The organism is Algoriphagus confluentis, from assembly GCF_036245625.1.
Classification (GTDB): Bacteria; Bacteroidota; Bacteroidia; order Cytophagales; family Cyclobacteriaceae; genus Algoriphagus; species Algoriphagus confluentis.
The window spans coordinates 153,218-177,940 of record NZ_BTPD01000004.1 but is presented as its reverse complement, the minus strand read 5'-3'; the positions used below and the strand labels follow the sequence as shown (position 1 = coordinate 177,940).

The 24,723-nt window shown below is 45.4% G+C and carries 21 protein-coding genes; 9 read left to right on the top strand and 12 right to left on the bottom strand.

Annotated features, from left to right (window positions below):
- The first annotated feature begins 3 nt into the window (after positions 1-3).
- Entirely contained in the window at positions 4-1,059 is a 1,056-nt protein-coding gene (locus AAA943_RS07255; RefSeq protein WP_338223568.1) for a DUF4249 domain-containing protein, read from the top strand.
- The gene (locus AAA943_RS07250) at positions 1,052-2,119 is read left to right on the top strand and encodes a DUF4249 domain-containing protein (RefSeq protein ID WP_338223567.1); all 1,068 of its coding nucleotides are present in this window, start codon (positions 1,052-1,054) and stop codon (positions 2,117-2,119) included. The genes AAA943_RS07255 and AAA943_RS07250 overlap by 8 nt, the downstream gene beginning before the upstream one ends.
- 26 nt (positions 2,120-2,145) lie before the next feature.
- Here the strand turns inward: AAA943_RS07250 and AAA943_RS07245 are convergent, their stop codons facing one another.
- Positions 2,146-3,480, bottom strand: a complete 1,335-nt coding sequence (locus tag AAA943_RS07245; protein WP_338223566.1) for a saccharopine dehydrogenase family protein — start codon at positions 3,478-3,480, stop codon at positions 2,146-2,148.
- Positions 3,481-3,601: 121 nt separating this feature from the next.
- On the opposite strand from AAA943_RS07245, the gene AAA943_RS07240 reads away from it, so the two are divergent.
- The 6 genes from AAA943_RS07240 to AAA943_RS07215 all read left to right on the top strand — a co-directional run bounded on the left by AAA943_RS07240 (position 3,602) and on the right by AAA943_RS07215 (position 9,498).
- Positions 3,602-4,081: a cytidine deaminase gene (locus AAA943_RS07240; protein WP_338223565.1), complete on the top strand. Its 480-nt coding sequence runs from the start codon at positions 3,602-3,604 to the stop codon at positions 4,079-4,081.
- Position 4,082: 1 nt separating this feature from the next.
- Entirely contained in the window at positions 4,083-4,733 is a 651-nt protein-coding gene (locus tag AAA943_RS07235; RefSeq protein WP_338223564.1) for an alpha/beta hydrolase, read from the top strand.
- 88 nt (positions 4,734-4,821) lie between these two features.
- Positions 4,822-5,259 carry a UPF0158 family protein gene (locus AAA943_RS07230; protein WP_338220730.1) on the top strand — a complete coding sequence of 146 codons (438 nt, stop codon included), beginning with the start codon at positions 4,822-4,824 and terminating at the stop codon, positions 5,257-5,259.
- Positions 5,260-5,305: 46 nt separating this feature from the next.
- Entirely contained in the window at positions 5,306-5,797 is a 492-nt protein-coding gene (locus tag AAA943_RS07225; RefSeq protein ID WP_338223563.1) for a GNAT family N-acetyltransferase, read from the top strand.
- 155 nt (positions 5,798-5,952) lie between these two features.
- On the top strand, positions 5,953-7,527 hold the full coding sequence (locus tag AAA943_RS07220; protein WP_338223562.1) for a M1 family metallopeptidase: 1,575 nt from the start codon (positions 5,953-5,955) through the stop codon (positions 7,525-7,527).
- Between the two features lie 192 nt (positions 7,528-7,719).
- Positions 7,720-9,498: a glycoside hydrolase family 15 protein gene (locus AAA943_RS07215; RefSeq protein WP_338223561.1), complete on the top strand. Its 1,779-nt coding sequence runs from the start codon at positions 7,720-7,722 to the stop codon at positions 9,496-9,498.
- Between the two features lie 59 nt (positions 9,499-9,557).
- Here the strand turns inward: AAA943_RS07215 and AAA943_RS07210 are convergent, their stop codons facing one another.
- Positions 9,558-11,732 carry a bifunctional alpha,alpha-trehalose-phosphate synthase (UDP-forming)/trehalose-phosphatase gene (locus AAA943_RS07210; protein WP_338223560.1) on the bottom strand — a complete coding sequence of 725 codons (2,175 nt, stop codon included), beginning with the start codon at positions 11,730-11,732 and terminating at the stop codon, positions 9,558-9,560.
- Positions 11,733-11,969: 237 nt separating this feature from the next.
- Positions 11,970-13,223: a methionine adenosyltransferase gene (gene metK, locus AAA943_RS07205; protein ID WP_338223559.1), complete on the bottom strand. Its 1,254-nt coding sequence runs from the start codon at positions 13,221-13,223 to the stop codon at positions 11,970-11,972.
- Positions 13,224-13,413: 190 nt separating this feature from the next.
- On the opposite strand from metK, the gene AAA943_RS07200 reads away from it, so the two are divergent.
- Entirely contained in the window at positions 13,414-15,078 is a 1,665-nt protein-coding gene (locus tag AAA943_RS07200; RefSeq protein ID WP_338223558.1) for a hypothetical protein, read from the top strand.
- Positions 15,079-15,231: 153 nt separating this feature from the next.
- Here the strand turns inward: AAA943_RS07200 and AAA943_RS07195 are convergent, their stop codons facing one another.
- The 9 genes from AAA943_RS07195 to AAA943_RS07155 all read right to left on the bottom strand — a co-directional run bounded on the left by AAA943_RS07195 (position 15,232) and on the right by AAA943_RS07155 (position 24,644).
- Positions 15,232-15,825 carry a precorrin-2 dehydrogenase/sirohydrochlorin ferrochelatase family protein gene (locus AAA943_RS07195; protein ID WP_338223557.1) on the bottom strand — a complete coding sequence of 198 codons (594 nt, stop codon included), beginning with the start codon at positions 15,823-15,825 and terminating at the stop codon, positions 15,232-15,234.
- Positions 15,826-16,081: 256 nt separating this feature from the next.
- Complete coding sequence (cobA, locus tag AAA943_RS07190; RefSeq protein ID WP_338223556.1) at positions 16,082-16,864, bottom strand: uroporphyrinogen-III C-methyltransferase; 783 nt, start codon at positions 16,862-16,864, stop codon at positions 16,082-16,084.
- Complete coding sequence (locus tag AAA943_RS07185) at positions 16,861-18,963, bottom strand: nitrite reductase (protein WP_338223555.1); 2,103 nt, start codon at positions 18,961-18,963, stop codon at positions 16,861-16,863. Before AAA943_RS07185 ends, cobA begins: the two co-directional genes overlap by 4 nt.
- A 216-nt stretch (positions 18,964-19,179) precedes the next feature.
- Positions 19,180-20,439, bottom strand: a complete 1,260-nt coding sequence (locus AAA943_RS07180) for a sulfate adenylyltransferase subunit 1 (protein WP_338223554.1) — start codon at positions 20,437-20,439, stop codon at positions 19,180-19,182.
- Positions 20,440-20,701: 262 nt separating this feature from the next.
- Positions 20,702-21,601, bottom strand: coding sequence for a sulfate adenylyltransferase subunit CysD (gene cysD / locus AAA943_RS07175; protein WP_338223553.1), 900 nt, complete (start codon positions 21,599-21,601; stop codon positions 20,702-20,704).
- Positions 21,602-21,820: 219 nt separating this feature from the next.
- Positions 21,821-22,525: a phosphoadenylyl-sulfate reductase gene (locus AAA943_RS07170; RefSeq protein ID WP_338223552.1), complete on the bottom strand. Its 705-nt coding sequence runs from the start codon at positions 22,523-22,525 to the stop codon at positions 21,821-21,823.
- Complete coding sequence (locus AAA943_RS07165) at positions 22,494-22,772, bottom strand: DUF2061 domain-containing protein (protein ID WP_338223551.1); 279 nt, start codon at positions 22,770-22,772, stop codon at positions 22,494-22,496. The genes AAA943_RS07170 and AAA943_RS07165 overlap by 32 nt, the downstream gene beginning before the upstream one ends.
- Before the next feature lie 73 nt (positions 22,773-22,845).
- Positions 22,846-23,262, bottom strand: coding sequence for an RrF2 family transcriptional regulator (locus AAA943_RS07160; RefSeq protein ID WP_338223550.1), 417 nt, complete (start codon positions 23,260-23,262; stop codon positions 22,846-22,848).
- Positions 23,263-23,495: 233 nt separating this feature from the next.
- Complete coding sequence (locus AAA943_RS07155; RefSeq protein ID WP_338223549.1) at positions 23,496-24,644, bottom strand: DUF4221 family protein; 1,149 nt, start codon at positions 24,642-24,644, stop codon at positions 23,496-23,498.
- Positions 24,645-24,723 lie beyond the last annotated feature (79 nt).

The following is a 24,723-nucleotide window of genomic DNA, read 5'->3' as shown; positions in this document are numbered from 1 at the left end:
AAGATGTTTAGAAATTGGATTTACCTGGTTTTTTTCCTGCTTTTCGGATGTATTGATCCTTTTCCGGTGGATGTACCTGAGGGGGAGCAATTACTTACGGTGGAGGGACTGATTCATTCTGGACCCGGACCGCATACTATCGTATTGTCCAGAAGTGCCACCTATGGAAGTGATTTGCAAAGTTTGATCAGACCTGTAGTGGGTGCTACCGTTATAGTGCGAAGCGAGGATGGTGAGGTTACTTTCTTAAGTGAACGAGAAGGCGTAAGAGGAGCCTATTTCACACCTGTGGGCTGGAGAGCTCAGGTAGGAAAATCCTACACGTTATTCATTGACACCCCTGAAGGAAAACTGTATTCTTCTTTCCCAGAACGGGTAGAATCCGTACCTGAAATTCAATCTTTGGGAATCCGGACGGTCACCATTCCCCAACCTGGGGGAGGACCTGAGCGCTCAGGGGTGCAAATCATCGCGGATATCATTGACCCCGCGGATCAGAATAATTTCTATTTCTGGCGATTAGGGGCTGCCAATTACATCCTCGAGACCCGTCCGGAACTCTATACTACTCCAGCCCCAGACAGGACTCCAGCTCCTAAGGATTGCTGTGCGGTATGCTACCGAGCAGATATTCCCAATAATCGAGGCGTCTTCATTGCGGTAGATGATGATTTTAACGGTTTGAGCACCCGCATTCCGGTAGGTTTTGTGGAGGATGACGGCTTGAGGTTTGTGAACAAGTATAGAGTGGATGTCAAGCAATATTCTATTTCTCAGAATGCCTACCGCTTTCTGAGGCTGGTGAAGCAGCAAGCTGAAATCAGCGGGTCCATTTTCGATCCTCCGCCTGCAAACATCCGAGGCAATATAATTGCTTTGGAAAATCCAGACGAAGTGGTCTTAGGTTATTTCATCGCAGCGGGTGAGGCCTCCAAAAGAATCTATGTGGATCAGGCGGACTTGACTTTCAAACAAAACCGGACCGTCATCCCTGACGATTGCCGTGTCGTCCCGGGGGCCGCGCTGGATCCTCCTTTTGATTGGAATCCAAATGAATAAATTAGTAAAACTTTATTTCTTGTTCCTTTTTCTCTTGGGAGGATGCATTGATCCATTCCAGGTAGAGGTACCAGAAGGAGAGCAATTGCTTACCGTGGATGCCTTGATTCATTCCGGTCCAGGCCCTCATCGGGTCACCTTGACCCGAAGCACCACCTATGGAAGTAGCTTTCAAGCATTGATAAGGCCAGTTACTGGAGCGACAGTTCTGGTCAGAGATGAGGAAGGGAAAGTAGTGTTTCTGGCAGAGAGCACTGAATCCAGGGGTTCCTATTTTACTCCTTCTGATTTTTCGGCTGAAATCGGTAAGTCCTACACACTGTTCATCGAGACTACGGAAGGCAGGTTGTATTCTTCATTTCCCGAGCGGGTGGAGGGCGTACCAGCGATCAGGAACTTGGAAGCCCGGACCTTGGTCATCAATCAGCCGGGGGGAAGCCCTGCCCGGTCTGGAGTCCAATTGATCGCAGAAATCAATGATCCAGCGGATCAAAACAACTTTTATTTCTGGAGGACAGGTCCTGCAGTCTATGTTCTTCAAACTCGCCCAGACCTGTTTACTCCGAGGCCTACAGAATCTAACCCCTCTCGTGACCCCCAGCCGAAAGATTGTTGCGCTATCTGTTACCGGACCGAAATCTCCAACAACCAAAGTCTGTTCATCGCCGTGGATGATGATTTCAACGGGCTTACTACTCGGGTTCCTGTCGCTTTTGTTGAGGACGACGGGTTGCGATTTGTGGACACCTATCGGGTAGATGTAAGTCAGTATGGTATCTCTCAGGAAGCCTATCGATTTTTGAGACTAGTCAAGCAGCAGGCAGAGATCAGCGGGTCTATTTTCGATCCTCCACCAGCTACTATTCGAGGCAATATGATCAGTCTGGATGATCCCGATGAGGTGGTTTTGGGATACTTTATGGCTGCTTCCGAGCAGACTTCCCGAATATACATTCGAAAAGATGAGTTGACTTTCAGGCAAAATCAGTCGATCGTCCCGGATGATTGTAGAGAGGTGCCAGGAGCGGTATTGGAGCCTCCCTTGGACTGGAGGCCCTAAAGTCCTTTGGTGTCAAAATTTGGGGACTAAGAAGGGATCAATTCTGTCTTCTCTTCAAATCGAATTCCAAAGTTTTCCAATTCTGAAAGAATGGGCTCATAGAGCTCTGCAAGCACAGGAATGTGGAGTCCTGATTCCCTGATTTCTCCATTTAGAAAAAGATCCACAGCGATGGCCAATGGCAATCCCACCGTTTTGGCCATGGCAGTATGGTTGGAATCCTCACCAAAACTTACCAGGCTTGAGGTGACTTTTTTTATCCCCTGCTCGGTTTGGATTTCAAAAAGATGCTGCATGACAATCATGTCTTTGTCCTCCGGTCTCAATGCCCATTCTTTTTCCAGAATTGCTTGAAGAATTTTGGCAGGGCTTCCTTCCGCAAGTGGTAAGGCTCGATCATCGAATAGACCCAGCCATTGGAGCTTTTCGAAGGTGGGAAAATCCAAATCCGGAATCAAATCGGCCAGTTTCTCTTCCACAGTAAGGGTCTCATGCCAAGGAAGAAAGGCATTAAGATATTGCCGAAATGTACAATTCTCCGGAAGTTCCATCTGGTAGCTGTCCTCAGTCATCCCGAGTTGGACGAAGACATCCCAAGCTTTGCAAAACCCCTCTCTCCTCAAGGTACCTCTGAGCAGAGTAGGGATGTTTTCCAAGTCGTATATTGTTCGATAACTAAGCGAATCCCTGTTGGGATACCCATCAAAGTTTCCTAAACCAGGAAAACTTAATGTCTCGTGCCGTCCGAAAAGACGGTGGTAGGGGACATATTTATAGTCTCCCTTCTCGATGTAGCGGGAAGTACCTTGACCTGCCAAAACCACATTTCTGGGGTTCCAGGTGAATTTGTATTTCCAGGGATTGTCTTCTGATTCTGGAGCTAAAAGTCCGCCGCAATAGGACTTGAAGGAGAGGATTTTCTCACCCCGGTTTTTTGCCTCCTGAATTATTTTCATCGCGGACATATGGTCGATGCCTGGATCTAAGCCACATTCGTTGAGAAAAAGGAGACCTTTCTTGTCGATCTCCGGCTTCATTTTTCTCAATTCCTCGCTTTCGTAGGAGGCTGTGAAAAAATGCTTCCCTAGCTCCAGGCAGTCTCTGGCAATGGTGGGATGCATAAAAGCCGGCAGCATGGATATCACCACATCAGCTTGGGCAATCAGTGACTTTCTTTCACTTTCCTCAGAAGTATTGATAGCTACTGCGCTGGTGAATGGTTTATTCTGGATTTTAGTCTGAGCATTGCTAAGGTCAAGGTCAGCCAGGATCAGTTGCCTTTCCGAGCTACAAGTGCCAGCGAGGTAATCAATCAGGTAAGTCGAGGACTTTCCGGCCCCGAGGATCAATATCGTCTTCATCAATTCTGGATTTCTCCTGAAAATTCGCATAATTTTTCTGACCGAAAAGGGGATCAGCTCAGATTTATTGAACATTTCCTTACCTTGATCGTTAGGATTTCCCTCAATCAAAAGTGTACTTGTGAAAAAAATCACCTTGAGTTCAGAACTGGAGGAACTGCTACCGGAGGAATTAAACTCTACTGAGAGAGAACTTCTGGAAAGTGCAAAATCAGTTTCCAAGCGGGCCTATGCTCCCTATTCAGGCTTTCATGTGGGTTCTGCGGTTCTTCTGGAAAATGGACAAATCCTTCAGTCTTCCAATCAAGAAAACGTCAGTTTTCCCGCAGGAGTATGCGCAGAGCGCTTGGTTTTGGGGTATGCCGGAGCAAATTTTCCCGAATCTGCTCCTGTCATGCTTGCGGTGGTCGCCCAGCGAAGAGGAGAAGAGGAATGGGCGGGTGTTTCTCCCTGTGGCATTTGCCGACAGACGATCAACGAAGTGGAAAATCGCTTTGGGAAGCCGATTACGCTCTTGATCCTGAAGTCGGATGGTAATGTCCTTCGAATCCCCGGAATATCCCATCTATTGCCCCTCAAATTTGACGACCTCAATCAGTAAGATGGAAAAGAAAAAGTTGATTTTTCCTCACGAAGCTTTTTATTCCATTTCTCATCAACCAACAGGAAAAGAACAGGAAATCTGGCTTGTTTTTCATGGATATGGGCAGCTGTCGGAGTTTTTTATCCGAAAGTTTCTGCCGTTTTCCGGTGAAGACCGCCTGATTTTGGCTCCTGAGGGGACCAATTATGGGTATTTGAAAGATTTTCAGGGAAGGGTAGGAGCCAATTGGATGACCCGGTATGAAAGGGAAACAGCTATAGCCAACAACCATCGGTTTTTGGACTTGTTGATGAAAGAGATTCTTCAAAAATACCCTCAAAATCCGTCCATCCATCTGTTGGGGTTTTCTCAGGGAGCGGCCACTGCCACCCGATGGGCAGCAAGATGGGACCACCGGGTAAAGCAGATGATTATTTGGGCAGGAGGATTTGCCCATGATTTGATTTTGGAAAAAGCCAAAGATCAATTTCGAACTACCGAAATCCTGATGGTCTTTGGGGAAAAGGATGAATTGATCACCTCGGAGAGCATAGCTTCCCAAAGGGCTTTTTTCGGGCTTTTGGAAAAAGAAGTGCGCGAGCTTACCTTTGACGGCGGACACGAACTGAATATCCCTTTGCTTCAAAAAATCATTAAAAAAGAGGGATGATCTTTTTTGGCCCGCTGATTGTAATGAGTCAAACAATTTGATGAAATTTCGACTTTCATTATTTTTCAACAACCATTGAAAACCATACATGCTTTCCCTTTCTAATCAGGAGGTCGACTACATAGCCTCCCAACTTCTCAAAGGAATGGTCTGCTTCTATCAGATCGATAGAAAAAAGGTCCATCAAATGCCTGACGACGAGGATTATTTCAATTACGATCTGACAGAAGATGAGGAAGATATCCTGGATGAGATCGAAGAAAACCCGGACAATTTTGCGGAATTTACCAAAATGGAGCCTGCACAGGAGCATCAGATGATGCAAGACTTTATCGATCGCAAAGTCAAAGAAAGAAATCTGGCAGAGGATCTGGTAGATGCCTTGAGCAAACCCAAAGCTGCCACAGGGTTTAAGTTTCTGATCGATGGATCAAAATACAAGGATGAATGGGTCACCTACCGAAAGAGCAAATACCACGACTGGGTGAAGGAGCAAGTGGACTCCTTTAATTATGCCGAAGACTAAACACAAACCGTCTGAGCAATTCAGGCGGTTTTTTTATTGAACGGAAATGACCAACAAGCCGACGTATTCTATCAGAACCCACCTGCAGCCCGGCGACCTCAGTCAGGTGGCTTGGCTTCATGCCAAAATCTATTTTGAAGAGCAGGGATTCGGGCTGGGCTTTGAAGCCTATGTTTTGGAAAGTTTGGTGGAGTTTTATGGACAATATGATCCAGAAAAAGACGGGGTTTGGGTCGTGGATGCAGAAGGGAAGATGGTTGGGTTTCTCTGCCTGATGCATAGACCGGATAATCAAGCCCAACTCCGGTATTTTGTGCTGGAAAAGACCTTTCGAGGAATTGGATTGGGAAATCAGTTGATGCAAAGTTGGATGGACTTTTATAAGCAAAAAGGATACTCCTCTGCTTACCTCTACACCACTTCAGGTCTGGACCCCGCCGTTCACCTCTATGAGAAATTCGGTTTCAATAAAGAATCGGAAAAATTCTCGGAGAATTTCGGCGTTCACTTGAAAGAAATGCTTTTCAGACTATCTTAAGGCTTTTCCCAACAGAAGCCATGAAATCGAACCTGCCAGGAGCTGACAGGGAAGTCGGAACCGACATTCCTGGGAATGATTAAAAATCAGGCGAGATTCTCCCGATGCTAATCTGAACAGGCTATATGACAATTAAAAAACCAAATGAGGAACACATGAAAAAGTACCTTTCCATCCTATTGTTTTTTGCATCTCTTCCGTTTTCCTTCGCCCAAAACTGGGATTGGGGTGGGCCTTTAGACCCGATTCAGGCCAAGATGAAGATCAGACATTATCGATTGGAACTGGAGTTGATTCCTGAGACTCAGTCCATCCTTGGATCGAATACGATTACTTTTTCTTCTGATGAAAAATTGGATACGCTGAGGTTTCAGCTCATCGATGAATATGAGGTAAGTCGGGTCTTGATGGATGGAAAGGAAGTTGTGTTTTTTCACCAAAATGATGTTTTGGATATTCTTCCGGTGGATTGTACTTGCGACCAAGTACAGGTTTTTTATGGAGGGAAAACACCCATCGCCCAAAATCCGCCTTGGACAGGTGGATTTACCTGGGAAAAGGATCAGTTGGACAATCATTGGATGGGCCTGTCCAGTCAGGGAGAGGGAGCGAAGATCTTCATGCCTGCCCTAGACCATCCTTCCAGCGAACCCAGCGAAGGGGTAGATTTGATCTTCACTGCACCCAAGCCCTATTTCGTAGCGTCCAACGGGCGCTTGATTCAGACCGAGGAAAAAGGCGCCCATGTTTCCTATCACTGGTCTACTGCCTATCCGATCAATAATTACAATATCAATTTTACGCTGGGAGTATTTCAGGAGGCAAAAATGGAGTTTGAGTCCATTTCCGGAAATAGGATTCCCATGCATGTCTGGGTCCTGCAGGAAAACCGGGCCAAGGCAGAAGAGCTTTTGGAGGTTTTGAAAATCAGCACAGAAACGCAGGAAAAGTACTTTGGGCCTTTTCCATTCCCCAAGGATAAAATAGCCGTAGTCGAAACGCCCTATCTGGGCATGGAGCATCAGACGATCAATGCTTATGGCAATAATTTTCAGTTTGTGGCGATGGGAGAGGTCAATTACGATTGGCTGCTCCATCATGAGCTCGGCCATGAGTGGTTTGGAAATAAGGTGTCCGTAGGAGACTGGGCCGATATGTGGATTCATGAAGGCCTGACTGCCTATGGAGATTGGTTGTTTTACTGGGAGCATGGAGGACCTGAGGCTTACTTTGCCAAAGTCAAATCTGAATCCCGGAATATTCCCCATGCCAAGCCCGTGGTCAGTCCTCCCAATTCGACAGAAGAACAGGCCTATCATCCAGAGATTTATACCAAAGGCGCCATGGTCATCCATTCCCTCAGAGGAGTATTGGGAGATGAGTTATTTTTCCCAGCCATTAAGGCCTTTGTCATGGACGACCGATTTACTTATCAAAATCAAGTCAATACCCGCGATTTCACCGATTTCATTCAAAGCTTTACCGGTCAAGACCTAAGCGGATTTTTCGACCTGTATCTTTACACCACTTCCCTTCCCAAAGTAAAAGTGTCCAAAAAGGGAAAAGACGGCTATGTGGTTTCTTTGCAAGGCATTGATTTTGAAATGCCGGTGGAGGTAGAGACTTCAGAGGGCATTCAGCGAGTGAGTGTGGGGAAAAAAGGCACGGAAGTCAAAAGCAGCACCCCGGTGGTCGTTGACCCAAGAGGTTGGCTGATGCTGGAAAAGTAGTTTCATTCCCTTATTGAGTATTTGAAGGATTTATGTCCTCGATTGGGGACGGGGGTTTTTAAAAGATTTCCCGGTTCCAAAAGGTAGTTTAGATCTAAAAAGCCCTGTTTCTTTTGGATTCAGGGCTTTAATTTTATTTATTGCCCCTTACCCAGTAGCCTTTTTTTATTTTCTCACCTTAATCATTGATTGATGAACTCGCATATTTATGACTCTGGGCTAATCGGAAACTGTTCCTACATCGCCCATATTCAAAAGGACACGAATGTTTCCTGGCTTTGCTTTCCCCGTTTTGATTCAGATTTTGTGTTTGGCAGTATGCTGGATAAAGACCGGGGTGGGGAATTCACCATTTTGCCAGAGGAGGACTTTGAATCCACTCAGAGCTATCTGGAAAACACCAATATTCTCGAGACCACCATCAAAAGCAAAAAAGGAAGCTACCGGGTGACTGATTTCGCTCCCCGATTCAAGAATTTTGACAGATACTTTAAGCCTCTGATGCTCATCCGGAAGCTCGAGCCTATCGAAGGTGCTCCCAAAGTGAAAATCACCTGCCAGCCTGTTTGGGAAAGAGGGACCAAGGAACTCACCCCAAGTATGGGCAGCAATCATATCCGCTATATGGGCCAGGAACAGGAAATCCGCCTGACTACGAATGCACCTTTGAGCTATATCTGCGAGGGAAAAGCCTTTGTCTTGCAGCGTCCTGTGTACTTGGTGTTTACTTATGGGAGACCTCTTGAAGCGCCGGTGGAATCCACCAGTGAGCGGTTTCTCCAGGCTACGACCGAGTACTGGCAGTCTTGGGTCAAGTCCACCAGTATTTCCACTTTTCACCAAAGACTGGTATTGAGATCTGCCTTAATTCTGAAAATTCATCAATACGAGGATACGGGAGCAATTATAGCGGCTTCTACCACCTCTCTTCCTGAATCTCCGGGATCGACCCGAAATTGGGATTACCGCTACTGCTGGATAAGAGATAGCTACTATACGCTGACCTCCTTCAATAGCGTAGGACACTTTGAGGAGTTGGAGAAATATTTTGAATACATCCAGAATCTTCCAACCGGGTCTGATGGACGGTATCAGCCTTTGTATTCGATCACCGGCGATAGCCTGCTGACCGAGGAGATTTCAGATCTTCAGGGCTACTTGGGCAATCAGCCGGTGAGATTTGGCAATCAGGCCTATACCCATATCCAAAATGACCTCTATGGTCAGGTTTTGGTTTCCCTCTTGCCTTTGTATTCCGATCAGCGGTTTACTGCCAAAGAAAAGAGCTATTCGGAACCGATGATCATGAACCTTCTGGATAAGATCGAGAAGACTATGCATGAGAAAGATGCCGGGCTGTGGGAATTCAGAAATCTTGCCCAAGAGCACTGTTACACGTTCTTGTTTCATTGGGCAGGGGCCTGTGCAGCAGCCAAAATCGGCACCCGATTGAAAAACCAGCGCATGTACGATAAGGCCATTCAGCTGAGAGATGAGGCTGTGAAAAAAATCGAGGCCTGCTATCTGCCTGACCGCAAAGCCTACGCTCAAGCGATCGGTTCACGGCATATGGATGCTTCCACGCTCCAATTGATCACCATGGGATATTTTGGCAGGGACCTTGAGCGCGCCAACGACCATCTGAAAGCTTTGGAAGAGGATCTTCTGGCTAAAGATTACCTGTTCTACCGATACAAGCACATGGATGACTTCGGAGTGCCGGAGACTACTTTCCTGATTTGTGCATTTTGGTATATAGAAGCTTTGGCTTGTGTGAATAGATTGGATGAAGCCATTGAAGGGTTTGAGACGCTAAGCAAATATTGCAATCATCTCAATTTATTTTCAGAGGATGTGGATCAGGCCACAGGGAGTCAGTGGGGGAATTTTCCTCAAGCTTATTCTCATGTAGGGCTAATGAATGCCGCTTTCAGGATTGGGAAAAAATTGGATCGTCCGAATTTTCTTTAATGCTTCCAATAGGTTTTCAAGGCAAGAAAAGGTCTTTTTAGGCCTTTTCCTGCCTTATCTCACTGAGTCAGTTTGGTCAAAAGACTCCTTACTTCCCGGAAGGACTTGATGTTGTAATTGGCTTGGGTATAGGCATAGCCCACTCGGATGGTAAAGGCATTTTTCGGCATGGCTTTGAACGTGTCCTCATCCGTCCAATCATCTCCTATAGCGAGGATGAAGTCGTAGGTTTCTCCTTTCATTAGGGCACTGGCTGCTCTCCCTTTGTTGATGTCCGGGCGCTTGATTTCCAGGACCATGTTGCCTTCCAACACTTGGAGGTTGTGTCCGCGTGCCATGTATTTCAAGTGGGAAAAAAGCTCCCTCATCCTCAAATCCCCGAGTCCACTTTCCACTTTTCGATAGTGCCAAACGAGAGAGTGGTGCTTTTCTTCGATAAATGCCCCCGGGGTCCGCTGCACGTAGTAGTCCATTACTTTTCGGATATCCTCTTTCCAGAAGTCATCCACTTCGGCGTACAATTCCCACTGAGCAGGATCTTCTTTTCTCCTCACCCAGACTCCATGCTCGGCGATGAGATCTACGTTTTGACTGTCAAACCATTTGCCCAAGGTATCTTTATCTCTGCCTGAAATGATGACCACCTGAGCCTTTTGGCTGAGTTTTTTGACCAGATTTCGGAGCTCTGTGTCCGGCTTTGCATCTTGTGGATTTCCCACAAAGCCCGTCAGCGTACCATCGTAGTCCAAGAATAAAACCGGGTTTTTGGCACTTTGAAACTGCTCGGTGATTTCTTTTTCTACTTTGCTGTCTACCTCTTTGGAAGTTAGTTCATTTTGTTTGGATTTTACGTGCTCGAGCCGATCCATGAATACTTTTACCCATTGGAAAATATCGTAGCGTTGCAAGACTTCCTGCATGGAAGCCATCCGCGTTTTTTGCTCTGATTCATCCAAAGTAAGACCTTGGTGGATAGCTGTTTTTACCCCTTCCCGGTCATTGGGATTGACTAAGAAGGCATCCCGGAGCTCCTTGGAGGCGCCGGCCATCTCAGATAGGATCAAGACTCCTCCCTGATCTCCCCGGCTGGCCACATACTCCTTGCATACCAGATTCATTCCATCCCGAAGGGGGGTGACCAAAGCAATATCCGACATGCTGTAGAAGGCACTCAATTCCTCAAAAGGAAAACTTCTGTAGAAATAATGCACCGGAACCCAATTGAGCGTGGAATATTCCGCATTGATTCTACCGACCAAGAGGTCGATTTCCTCCCGCAGCTCTTTGTAGGATTTGACCTTGTCCCGGCTGGGGACCACGATCATGATCATGGATACTTTGCCATGGAGTTCCTTATGGTCCTTGAGCAAATCATGAAATGCATGAATGCGCTGGGGAATTCCTTTGGAATAATCCAGCCGGTCAATAGTCAAAATGAGCTTCTGATCGCCGACTTGATTCCGGAAGTTTTTGACGATGTTTTGGGTCTTTTTGCTTTTTGCCTGCTTGACAAACTTCCCATAGTCGATTCCCATGGGAAAAGAATCCACATTGATGATCCGGTTTTCAGCCTGAATGTATCCGCTTTCGCTGGAAAGTCCGGTGATTCTTCCCACTGCACTAAGAAAGTGGCGCATGTCGTCGTAGGTATGGAAGCCGATCAAATCTGCCCCGCAGACTCCCTCCAGCAGTTGTTGTCGCCAGGGGATCATGCGCATGATCTCGTAGGATGGAAAGGGAATATGCTGAAAAAAGGCAATGGTGGCATTGGGAAGCGCTTCTCGAAGCATCTGTGGGAGTAAAAGCAGCTGGTAATCATGCACCCAAATGGTGTCATCCGGATCTGCTTTTTTCAGAATGGCATCACAAAACTTGCGATTGACTTCCCGATAGGATTCCCAATGGTCTGGGTTGTACTCGATGTATTGGGTGAAGTAGTGAAAGGCAGGCCAGAGTGTTTCGTTGCTGAAGCCTTCGTAAAACTTGGTGACGTCTTCCTTGGAAAGAAAGACGGGTGCCATTTTAAGTTCATGGAGTTCGAGAATGATTTCGGCGCGCTGCTCGGGATCCTCAATGGTATTTCCCGGCCAGCCTATCCAGATGTTTTCTCCGGATTTGTAGATGGAACCCAAGCCTGTGGCCAGGCCTCCGGCTGAAGGCTTGAACTCAAATTTGCCATTGCGATGACGAAGGGAAATGGGAAGTCTGTTGGAGACGATGATGGTTTTTGCCATAAGAAAGTAGGTGAAAAACAGAAAAGCAGCAGATAAAGCTACTTATACATTAAAAGGTGATTTACTAATATACATCAAAAAGCCCGAAATTGAAGAAATTTAGAGGGTTTTATCTCAATGGATAGTGGGTAGCCATTATTGTGGGATAAAAATCTATTTGGCTTTGAAGAGTTTTTATCTGATTTATAGAATGGTAAATAAAAAAAAACCTGGTTTAAAACCAGGTTTTCAAACGATTTAAATTCCAAATACTGTCCTAATCTTGTCTACATAGTCGAGCTTTTCCCAAGTGAACAGCTCTACATCCAAGGTGATTTCATCCCGATAGGGAGACAGGAAGGTTTTTGTTACTACTTCGTTTTTCCTGCCCATATGTCCATAAGCAGCTGTCTCTTCATAGATTGGGTTTCTGAGTTTGAGACGCTGTTCGATAGCGTAAGGACGCATATCGAAGATCGCCTCTACTTTTTTGGCTATTTCTCCATCGGTCAAGTTTACTTTGGCTGTGCCGTAAGTATTGATATAGATGCCCATAGGCGCAGCTACTCCGATGGCGTAGGACACCTGGACCAGAATCTCGTCAGCTACTCCGGCTGCCACCATGTTTTTGGCAATGTGGCGGGTCGCATAAGCTGCTGAGCGGTCTACTTTTGATGGGTCTTTGCCGGAGAAAGCACCTCCTCCATGAGCTCCTTTACCTCCGTAGGTGTCTACGATGATTTTTCTTCCGGTCAGGCCGGTATCCCCATGAGGACCGCCAATGACAAACTTTCCTGTTGGGTTGATATGATATTTGATTTCAGAGGTAAACAGTTTTTGTATTTCCGGCTTCAGTTTGGCTTTTACTCTTGGAATCAGAATGTTGATGATATCCGCTTTGATTTTGGCCAGCATGGCCTCCTCGGTATCGAAGTCGTCGTGCTGGGTGGAGACCACGATCGCGTCGATTCGCTGAGGCACATTGTCATCGCTGTATTCGATAGTGACCTGAGACTTGGAGTCGGGTCTCAGATAGGTGATGTCCTTGTTTTCCCTTCTCAACTCGGCAAGCTCCCTAAGGATCATGTGTGAGAGGTCCAAAGCCAAAGGCATGTAGTTTTCGGTTTCAATGGTCGCATAGCCAAACATCATTCCCTGATCTCCGGCGCCCTGCTCTTCGGGGTGGGTCCGCTCTACTCCCTGATTGATATCGGCACTTTGCTCATGGATTGCTGAAAGTACTCCGCAGGAGTTTCCTTCAAACATGTATTCACTCTTGGTATAGCCTATTCGGTTGATCACATCCCGGGCTATCTTTTGTACATCCAAATAGATGTCTGATTTCACTTCTCCAGCCAAGAATACCTGACCGGTGGTTACAAGCGTTTCGCAGGCTACTTTGGAATTGGGGTCGAAGGCCAAAAAATTATCAATCAGTGCGTCGGAAATCTGGTCAGCGATTTTGTCAGGATGACCCTCAGACACTGACTCTGAGGTAAATAAATAGGCCATAAAATTAATTTTTAGCTGCTTTTTTTAAGAACGCCCAAAAATACGGGAACTGAAGGAAATAAAAAACCAGATAGGGAAGCTTGCGGAATTTTATGGGAAAAAGGATAGTTCGATTTGCCGTGTGATTTTTTCGGGTTGCATCCTGAAAGCGGAGAGCTTATCTTTCCTCTTCCCAACTTCAACTGACCTTATGCGTTTATCCCTTTCTATTTCGATTTTCTTGTTTTCGCTCCTGTTCCTCAATTGTGAAAATAAAACCGAGACAGCTGGAGTAGAAATCAAATCTTCGGCAAGCTATGCAGACTTAGAGGCACTTTTTTTAGCCTGGAGGGAATTTGAAAAGCCACCTCTTCTGGAAGGAGCTCCTGACTATCGAAAAGCGACTTTTGAAAAACGGATGCCTGACTTTCAAACCTTACAGACTAAACTCCTTAGAATGGACACCTCCGGCTGGAGTATTTCCGAACAGGTGGACTGGAGAATCGTGCGTGCTGAAATGAATGGTTTTGATTTCAATTACCGAATTCTGAAGCCTTGGGAAAGAGATCCTGCTTTTTATAAATCAATCTGGATGGAGCGAAGCGATGTGCCCGCTCATGAAGGTCCGACCCATCATGGTGTAGTGGAAGTTTGGCAGTATTCTTTTCCTTTGGAAGCAGCAAAAGGGGAAGAGTTTTTGGAAAAAATAAGGGCGGTATCCTCCCTGAATACCCAAGCCAAAGAGAACTTGACCGGAAATGCAAAGGAGCTTTGGGCTGCCGGAATTCCCACAATCAGTCAGCAAGTCCAGGACTTAAAGGAGATTTTGGAATTCCCTGGAGTAAAAGATAACCCGGAATTGGTACAGGCTATCCAAGATGCCATGGGGTCTACCGAGGACTTGGTCAAATGGCTGGAGGAAGAGGCTCCCAAAAAAGACGGACCGTCTGGGATAGGAAAGGAGAATTATACCTGGTATTTGCAAAATGTCCATTGGGTTCCTCTGACTTGGGAGGATGAGGTGATGATCTTGAAAAGGGAATTGGCAAGGGCTTGGAATTCGCTCAAACTGGAAGAGCACCAAAACCGAAATCTTCCTCCTTTGGAGGCTGCAGATTCGCCTGAGGAATTTGAGCAGCTGACCGAGAAGTCCATTCAGAAGATGATGGACTTCCTGGAGAAAGAAGAGATTTTGACCGTGAAGGACTACTTTGAGCCAGCTTTACGCGCGCATCGAGGGAGCTTTGTGCCAAAAGAAAAGCGGAACTTCTTTTACATCGGAATGCATATCGATCCGCTTCCACTTTATTCCCATTTCTACCATTGGTTTGAGTTGGCCATTATGGACAATGAACCTCACAAAAGTCACATTCGAAGAGGGCCGCTATTGTACAATATTTTTGACAGCAGAAATGAGGGAACTGCCACAGCTGTGGAAGAGATGTTTATGGATGCAGGATTGTATGCAGATTCACCCCGATCACGGGAGATTGTATATATCATGATAGCTCAGCGAGCGGCTAGGGGCTTGGGCTCACTGTATGCCCAAGCCAATGAGATGACCATGGTGGAAGCGGGCGGGATTCATTCCAATTATACGCCTAGAGGCTGGATGAAAACGGAGAAAGAGCTTTTGCTTTTTGAGCAGCATCTCTACATGCGGCAGCCTGGCTATGGTTCGAGCTACATTACCGGAAAATACCTTTTAGAAAATGCTTTGGCTGATTTCGCCCGGATTAAGGAAGAAAAGGGAGAGGAATTCCGGCTTCGGGACTTCTTCGATCAGCTAAACGGGATTGGAAGCATTCCGATTGCCTTGGGGCATTGGGAGATGACCGGAGTCGATTCATTTTTAAAAAACTCAAAAAATGAATAATTGGATCAAACTAGGATTGAATTCATCCATTCAGGACTTTAGGTGTCATTTTCTATCAAATCATGTGAAGTGAGCAGGAAAATACTTGAAAAAACTTCAACCACAGGGCTGCTAGGATCTTGATTCCAGCTATTTGATACCAAAATCTCGTGCCTAATGTCTCGTGTCTAAGATCTCTTTTTTCACCAACCCTTCCGTCACCTCATTCATCGCCTTGACTTTGTATTCAAAATCCCCTTTGAGCGTCGCCCGGTAAGCATTCAGGTTTTCCAACAAGTCATCAATTTCCTCTGGAAGTACTTCTTCCAATAATTGGCGAAGCCGCTTGGCAGTCGTAGGAGATTTGCCATTGGTGGAAATGGCAATTTTCAGGTTTCCCTTCGTCACAATGCCTCCGAGGTAAAAGTCGCAGAGCCCAGGCGTATCGGCTACATTCACCAACAAAAAGCGCTCTTTTGCCTCATTTCGAATCTGTCGATTTACAACCTTGTCGTCAGTAGCAGCGATCACGATATGTTTTCCTCCTAAGTATTTTTCGTGATAGGCATCCTCGATGAGGGTGACTGTCTCTTTTCCTTCAGCCAGTTCCAAAAATTCAGGGCGGAAATACTTGGAGACAACTGTCACTTGTGCTTCTGGGCTTGATTTTAGCAAAAATTCCAGCTTTTCAGTTGCCACAAAGCCTCCTCCGATCAATAGGACATTGAGCTCATGGACTTTGAGGAATATGGGGTAGAGATGGTTCATTTTTTAAGAGTCAAGAAATTAGAGACAAGAAGCAAGGCTTCGTAAATAAGGGTTTAAAAGATAACTGCTCAGATAAAAAGAGATACCGCTAGCGCTGAGATAGACAACCTATCTTTAAGTATCTTCTCTATCTTTTTTCCAGCATATCTTAAAAAAAGATAGCCGCGCAGATAAACTGAGATACCTCTAGCGCTGAGATAGACAACCTATCTTTAAGTATCTTCTCCATATCTCGCGTAGCATATCTTTAATTTGATCACTCAGAACACAAACTGATCGTTGAAATAGCCTCACGATACACTTCCGCCAATCGCAAACTTTCACGAACCACTTCTCCCACAATGATCACCGCAGGAGCCTCGACTTGATTCTCCATGGCTTTTTGTTCGATATCATGAATAAAGCCGGCAGTAATCTTTTCCTCTCGGGTAGTTCCACTCTGAATAATGGCCACCGGAAGGTGTGGTTTTCCTGCTTTTCGGTAAGTATCCGCGATTTCACTCAATTTTTTGGTTCCCATCAAGATCACTACCGTAGCTGTCGACTGAGCCGCAAGTGACAGGTCTCGGGAAAGTTCGCCCGCGGTAGTCGTACCAGTGACCACCCAGAAGCTTTCGGAGATACCTCTTTTGGTCACGGGGATGCCCGCATTTGCAGGAACTGCAATCGCGGAGGTGATTCCGGGAATCACGGCCGTGGGAATACCAAAGGCCTGGATGTACTCGACTTCTTCTCCACCCCGACCAAAGACAAATGGATCTCCTCCTTTCAATCGGACTACGTGCCCGTGCTTTCGGGCGAGTTCCACGCAGAGTTGATTCGTGTCTTCCTGTGGGGTGCTGTGCTTACCCACTCGTTTTCCTACGAAAATCTTCATAGCGGTGGCAGGGGCATGCTTCAGCAAAACAGGATCAATCAAGGCATCATACAGGACTACATCTGCCGTGTTTAAGGCCAAAATGCCCTTTAGCGTCATCAATTCAGGGTCTCCTGGACCTGCTCCTACCAGAGTTACTTTTGGACAGATTGCTTGGATCATTCCTGTACCTCCTCCTCCCGATAAGTCTTTAGGAGCCCGTAGATTTCCATCGCCTGCCTGGCATAAGCCTTGGCAAACACTTCATTGGGTTCGTTCTGATTGATCTGATAGACTTTGTCTGCAAAAGTGCCATCCAGCTGAATTTTGCCACTCTCTACAAACTTTTCATCAAATAAGTTGATAATATTCGCATAGCTATTCGTACTGATGTCTTCGCTGAGCAAAAGCGCTTTGGCTGCATTGATCAGCCCTGCATAGTGATGGTAAATGCTGTCAGACCAGCGTCCTTGTTCCAAAGCCTCCTGACCCAAATCGAGCTTTTCCAGGGCCTCCAAAAGCAAGGTCGCCACCAAGTCTATCACTACACCGGCACATTCCCCAACTCCCACAGCTACTTCATACGCCTCCTGATGTCCCCAATCCACTGAATCCGACTCCCTAACCGTGGAGGCATCGCTGAGATCCTTCAGCAAATCATAGAAATACATCTGCCCTTGCTGATCGTAATAGCTGAGAAAGTCTTTGCCTCCCGCATTTTTCTCAAAATCATCAAGCAATACCCGCAGCGCCTGAGGTCCACGACGACTGGGAACCTTGGTCACTTTGTCGGCAAAGCGGCCGTTGCCATCGCCTAGATTTCCTCCACCCAAGAGTACTTGAAGGGCGGGAATGACGGTTTTACCCGCTTTCATGGACATACCCTGAAAACCAATATGCGCCATATTGTGCTGCCCGCAAGCATTCATACAGCCAGAGATCTTGATGACCAAGTCTTGGTTTTTCAGATACTGTGGATATTCCCGCTCGATGACTTTTTCCAATTCCTTGGCAATCCCCGTCGAGCTGGCAATGCCCAAATTGCAGGTGTCTGTACCCGGGCAGGCCGTGATGTCTCCTAGGGAATTGTAGCCTCGTTGGGCAAGGTTGATTTTTTTCAATTCCTGATAAAAGAAGGGAATCAAGTCTTCCCGCACATCTCGAATGAGTATATTTTGACGTAGGGTAAATCTGACTTCTCCCGCAGCGTAATTTTCTACCAAATCCGCCAAAGGTCTGGCTTGATCCAGATAAAAATCGCCCAAAGGCACGCGAACCCCAATGGAAACGTACCCAGCCTGCTTTTGCGGCAGCACATTGGTCAGCTTCCATAGTTCGAAATCCAATCCCAAGTCGGCGGGATTGACTTCCACAGTCGGTGGATTGGGAAGGGTTCTTTCCTGCTCATAGTTTTCAAAATGAAGGGGAAAGCTTTGGAATGGAAGTGCTTTTTTCTCTTTTTCTACCAAATCCAAAAAGGCCTCCAAACCGATCTCTTTGATCAAAAACTTCATCCGAGCCTTATTTCTTCGAGCTCGCTCACCATGCCGATCAAAAATCCGCAAGACTGCTTCGATGAATGGGATCAACTGATCGGTCTCCAAAAACTCGGTAATCAAATCCGCATGTCGAGGTTGAGATCCTAAACCACCTCCTAAAAGGACTTTGAAGCCTCGAAGCTGATTACCATCGACATCTTTGACTTTGGGGATAAAGCCCAAATCATGCATGTAGGCCAGGCCTGTGTCTTCGTCAGTGGAAGAAAAGGCCATCTTAAACTTTCTCCCCATTTCCTGGCAAACCGGATTTCTCAAAAAATAACGGAAGGTCGCATCGGCATAAGGTGTCACATCAAAAGGTTCTTTCGGATCGATTCCGGCAGTTTCTGAAGCTGTGACATTTCGAACAGTGTTACCGCAAGCTTCGCGAAGCGTTACGTCGTCCTTTTCCAACTCTGCCCAAAGCTGCGGTGTTCGATCCAAGCTCACGAAGTGAATCTGAATGTCCTGACGGGTAGTGATGTGAAGACGACCGATGGAATATTCCTCCGAAACCTTGCAAATTCGCCGTAATTGCGCAGCTGTAGCCCGGCCATAGGGGAGCTTGATTCGCACCATTTGCACGCCCTGTTGCCGCTGTCCGTAAACTCCCCGAGCGAGGCGAAGACTTCGGAATTTTTCTTCATCAATTTTTCCTTCACGGAAAAGCGCGATTTTCCGCTCCAGGTCAATGATGTCCCGTTCTACTAAGGGATTTTCCAGTTCGGTTCGAAAGCTTTGCATAACGTATTCTTTTTTTTGAACCCTATCGGGTTTGTAGGTTATAGGTATTTAGAAAAAGCTACGATCCATAGGTCTTGATTCTTCGGTTTCGACCTATTCCTCATAGCGAAGGTCCAAGTCAAGAGGCTTGGGCTAGTTAATAGTTTATTTTAGTTCAAGTCAGGAGACTCAAAACCTGTCCCTTTTGTGGTCTAGCGTCTTGTGTCTATGCTCATCTTACTCTATGAATCCCACAGATACCGTATCAAAACTACCCTCATCAATCAGGATAAAAGCCCCGTTGGATTTATTGGTATGATAGGAGTCATAGTGGACCGGTTTGCTCAGTTTCAATCGGACTTTACCGATATCATTTAGTTTTAAGTGGTCACATTCTTCCGTGCCGGAAAAGTCCGCATGAATCTTTGATTCGATTTGCTCTACTTTGGCCAAAACCCGATTGACTCCGTGCTGCAGGATGTACTTTTGTCCCACTCGGAGATTTTTGGAATTTACTTGGCACAAGGTGGCTGAGATCGATTTTTCGCTGGCAGGCTCTTCCCCAACCTTGACCATCATATCTCCCCGGCTGCAGTCGACCTCGTCCTCGAGTGTGACCACGACAGAGGAACCAACAGCAGCACTTTCCAATTCCTGATCGAAGAAATGGATGCCCTTGATGGTGGAAATATTACAAGAGGGAAGGACAGTCACTCTATCTCCTACTTTCAAGGTGTTTCCGTAAAGTTTCCCCGAAAACCCTCGAAAATCATGGTAAGCTTCTGTTTTGGGCCGGACTACATATTGAACCGGAAATCGAGCTACAGCACTTTCCTGCAAGTCTTGTGGCTCTAAGACTTCTAAATGATCCAATAACGTGTTACCTACATACCAAGGCATGTGATCAGATTTGCGAGTGACGTTTTCACCCTTTAGTGCTGAGACCGGGATGAAGGTGATCTGCTCCTCGGTAAAGTCACTTTTAGCGACTAAGACATCAAAATCTGCCTTGATTTTCAGAAATACATCTTCACTGTAATCCACCAAGTCCATTTTGTTGATTGCAACTACTACATGCGACATGCGGAGCAGGTTGCTGATGAAAAAGTGGCGGTATGTCTGTTCAATAACTCCCTTTCTGGCATCAATGAGGATAATGGCTACCTGAGAGGTGGAAGCTCCAGTCACCATGTTTCGCGTGTACTCCACATGTCCGGGAGTATCCGCTACGATGAAGTTGGTTTTGTTTGTATTGAAATAAATATGAGCTACATCGATGGTGATCCCCTGCTCGCGCTCAGCAACTAGCCCGTCAGTAGCTAGGGAAAAGTCCAGGTAATCGTAGCCTCGCTGCTTTGAGCTACGCTCAATAGCCTCGATTTTGTCCGTGGTCAGGGAATGCGTATCGTAAAGCAAACGCCCAATGAGGGTGCTCTTGCCATCATCCACAGAGCCTGCGGTAGCTATTTTGATGAGTTTTCTGCCTTGTATGTCCATTTTTGATAAATTCTACTTTAGATTATTGGTGAGTTTTAAGATATGCTTCGCGAGATATTGAGAAAATACTTAATATATATTGTCCTTCTATTTCATTTCAAGCGGTATCTCTGTTTATCTGCGCAGCTATTTTTTTTAAGATAGGCTTCGCGAGATATTCAGGAGATACTTTAAGATAATTTCCCCACATATCTCAGCTTTGGCTATATCTCTTTTATCTGCGCAGCTATCTTTTCAAATCATGTCTAGCTTCTTGCTTCTCCTAAAAATACCCCACCTTCTTCCTCGTCTCCATCGCTGCCTCCGATCGCTTATCGTCAATTCTGGCACCACGCTCGGAAGTGGTAGATTCCCGGATTTCGGAGACTACATCATCTAATGAAGTCGCTTCGGAAAGTACTGCTGCAGTACAGGTCATGTCACCGACAGTTCGGAATCTGACCATACGCTCCACTACTTCTTCATGAGCTTCGCGGAAGACATGTTCATTCGCAGTCCAGATCAAACCATCGCGGAAAAACACCTCCCGCTTGTGTGCAAAGTAGATACTTGGAATAGCAATATTTTCGGTGCGGATATATTCCCATACATCCAGCTCCGTCCAGTTGGAAATCGGAAATACGCGGACATTTTGGCCCACGTGAATCTTTCCATTAAGCATGTCGAATAGCTCGGGGCGTTGGTTTTTCTCATCCCATTGCCCGAAGTCATCCCGAACGGAAAACACCCGCTCTTTGGCCCGGGCTTTTTCTTCATCCCGTCTAGCCCCACCGATGCAAGCGTCAAACTTAAACTCTTCGATTGCATCCAGAAGCGTTGTGGTTTGAAGGGTATTTCGGCTGGCATAGCGACCGCGCTCTTCACGGACCTTTCCTTGGTCAATGGAGTCTTGCACCTTTCTGACGATCAGTTCCAAGCCCAATTCATTCACCAACCAATCCCTAAACTCGATGGTCTCCGGGAAATTATGTCCGGTGTCCACATGAAGTAATGGGAAAGGAATTTTGGCAGGAAAAAAGGCCTTTTGAGCCAATCTCACCAAGGTAATCGAGTCTTTTCCCCCAGAAAAAAGCAGAACCGGACGCTCAAACTGCGCCGCTACTTCCCTTAGAATGTGGATCGATTCTGCTTCTTTGGGGTTAGGTATGAATAGGTTTGACATAGAATTTACGATTTACGAAGTACGATTTGCGAGCTGGTTAGAAGCATCTAAACCTTGTTTTCTACTAGTTACTTTACAGATTTTAAGAGGTTGCTAAATCAATTTTCCAATCCGCCATGACGGACAAGTTCTTTCAATTTTCCAATTTTTAAATAATGAATGTCGAAAACTGAATATCGAACGCTAAAGTCTCATCGGACATCCGACATCCCGCATCGGTCACTTGCTGTGCAACCCACACTCCTTTTTCGAATCCTCCCACCACCATCTTCCGGCTCTCGCGTCTTCTCCTGGAAGAATAGCCCGGGTGCAGGGGGCACAGCCGATGCTGATATAGCCCTGATCGTGGAGTGGATTATATGGAATCCGATGCTCCTCGATGTAGGCGATCGTCTGATCAAAGGTCCAGTCCAACAAGGGATTGTATTTGATGATCTGATTGGCTTCGTCCCACTCGATCCGCTTCATCTCGCTCCGGTTGGCACTTTGCTCGGCTCGCAGTCCAGTTACCCAAACGGTATTCCCTGCCAGAGCTCGCTTCAAAGGCTCTACTTTTCGGACAAAGCAGCAGGATTTCCGGTTTTCAATTGACTCATAGAATCCATTGATGCCGATGTCAGCGACCAATTTTTCAACCGAAGCCGTCTCAGGAAAATAGACTTTGATCCTTGTTTTGAACTTACTTTCCGTTCTAGACAATAGCTCCAGGGTTTCGGGGAACAGTCTTCCCGTATCCAGGGAGAAGATCTGAATGGGCATGTTATGCGTAGCAATCAGCTGCGTAATGACCTGATCTTCTTGGCCCAAGGAGGTCGAAAACACCACCTTTCCAGGAAAGAGCTCTGCAATCAAAGCCAATCCTTCGCTAGCGCTGAGGCTTTGGAGTCTTGCTTCAAGATCGGACAAGTTCTGTGGCTGGTTCATTGGATTTTTCTTTGGTTGCATTTTCCCAAACCCGCTCATGGAGGTAATAAAGCAGGATTTTGGACACTACTTCTACCGAGCCGATAGACACTGCCATCACCAATTGCCCAGTGACGATGTAAGAAATCACAATCGTATCGATGGTACCGACGATTCTCCAGGAAATCGACTTCAGCAAGCTTTTAGCATTGCTGTCCTTTCCTGGTTTGGAGGAGAAGAGCTTTTTGGCAAATGAATCTAAAATCATAGCAGACTATACGGTATAGAATAACAAAAGTATATAAACCCTATAAAAATTATAGAGTTTATAAGAAAAAAATTTATTCTCCTTCCAATATATCCTGTAAAGTTTTGTTTTCCAGTATTTTAAGTGTTTCATCCCGGACCTGAGCCATGACCTTATTGATCCCGCAGAGGGCCTCGTTCTTGCATTCGGCGCAGGGTTCGTAGTAGTTGAGGCTTACGCAGGGGAGCAAAGCGATAGGGCCATCGAGGAGTCGAATCACTCGGGAAAGGGGGATGTCTTTGGGTTCTTTGATGAGGTAGTAGCCTCCGCCCTTGCCTTTTTTGCTGCCGAGGTAGCCGGCTTTTCGCAGCTCGAGTAGGATGTTTTCCAAAAACTTATGGGAAATGCCGTGCTCCTCGGCGATGTTGTGAATCAGGACTGTTCCTTCGGCTTTGTGCTTGCCCAGGTAGGTGAGGGCGTGGAGGGCGTACTTGGTCTTTTTGGAAAGCATGATCAAAAATAGGCGAAAAATCGGAATAGCCTAGTACGGGAGTGGGGAGAGAAAAATCCCTGACTTATCGCCAGAGATTGGGTACAAATAACGCTACAAGGGTTCCGAAGCCTTGAAGGGAAAGCTAGTGATTAGATCATCCCTACATAGGGTCCTGCTGGTTTTTGCAGATTGGCAGATACCCCATTAAAGCAACTTTGTTTTAGTGAAAAGGCCTATATAAGAAATATGTATCATTTTAAAATGTTAAAATTGAATGTGTGATAAATCAATTCTCCTTCTTTTAAATTAGGATTATCAGGGTGCATAGGAAATAAATTTAATCCATTTTCATCAATGAAATAATGGTGGCTAAGGTAAGTGTTTTTGGGAAGAACAAATTCCTTGATCAAAGAAAAATCCTCTGGATTATAAATGCTTATTGTAAAATATCTAGGTGTATAGCCAAATTTCATTTTATCCTTGTCATCTGAAATATCTTCTCCAGGCCATCCAAAACGAAAAAGTAGATTGTTGTAATGATCAAAGATTAAGCCTAGATTTTTTGAGGTTTTATACATTAGTTCGATGTTTGAATCTGGTGATTTGGACATTCTTGGCGAAATCCAGTATTCATTTGAAAAATTTTGAAGTAAATTGGATTTTAGAGTAAATTCTTTATAGTTTTTTCCATTAAAATCTATTATAAAAGCTGAGTTGCTTTGGTCATGAAGGAGAATAAGTGAACTCGAAGTAGATGTTAAACCAAAATCAATGGCATCATTATAATCTAAAAGTTTTTTTGGCGCCTTGAATTCTAGGTACTCAAAAATTTCTTTATTTTGATTGAATGTTAAGATTGGAGGATATTCATTCAATGCTGTTATATTTAATTCAGATGGAAGAATATTTTCTAGGTCACTCATCAAAAAATAATATGTGCCTTGGGAATCTTCTTGTATCGAGTTTGAAAATCTTGTCATTGAAACAAAGACTCCACCTAGTTTAGAATGATCAATATATTCATATTTATGAAGGATTTTTCCATCAGAATTTATCAATGCTAATTGATATGCCATTGTGGGAATATAAATACTATCAATATTGGACACATAGAAACCAAGGGGCATACCCAAACCATTTGGTCCTTCCTCTTCTAATTTTATTGTTTTCTTTAGCGTTTTCTTTGAAAGATCAAAAATTGAAATACTTCCCCTATTTGAATTCCACCAATAAAGATCTCCTTGAAAGTACTGTAATGTCCGTGTATATGGTTCAGTGTTAATGTCAATGGATATGGTGCTTGTATCAGAAATATAATCAAGTACGTTGTTAGAAGCCGTTTTTCTTTCTGTGCAACCGATATTAACAATAACGAAAAAAATAAGTAATTTAGTTTTCATTTATTTTTTTTTCAATTGAATCAGGCCTATTCAAAATTCGAATAGACCTGATTCTACATTCTCAATTATTTTTTAATTC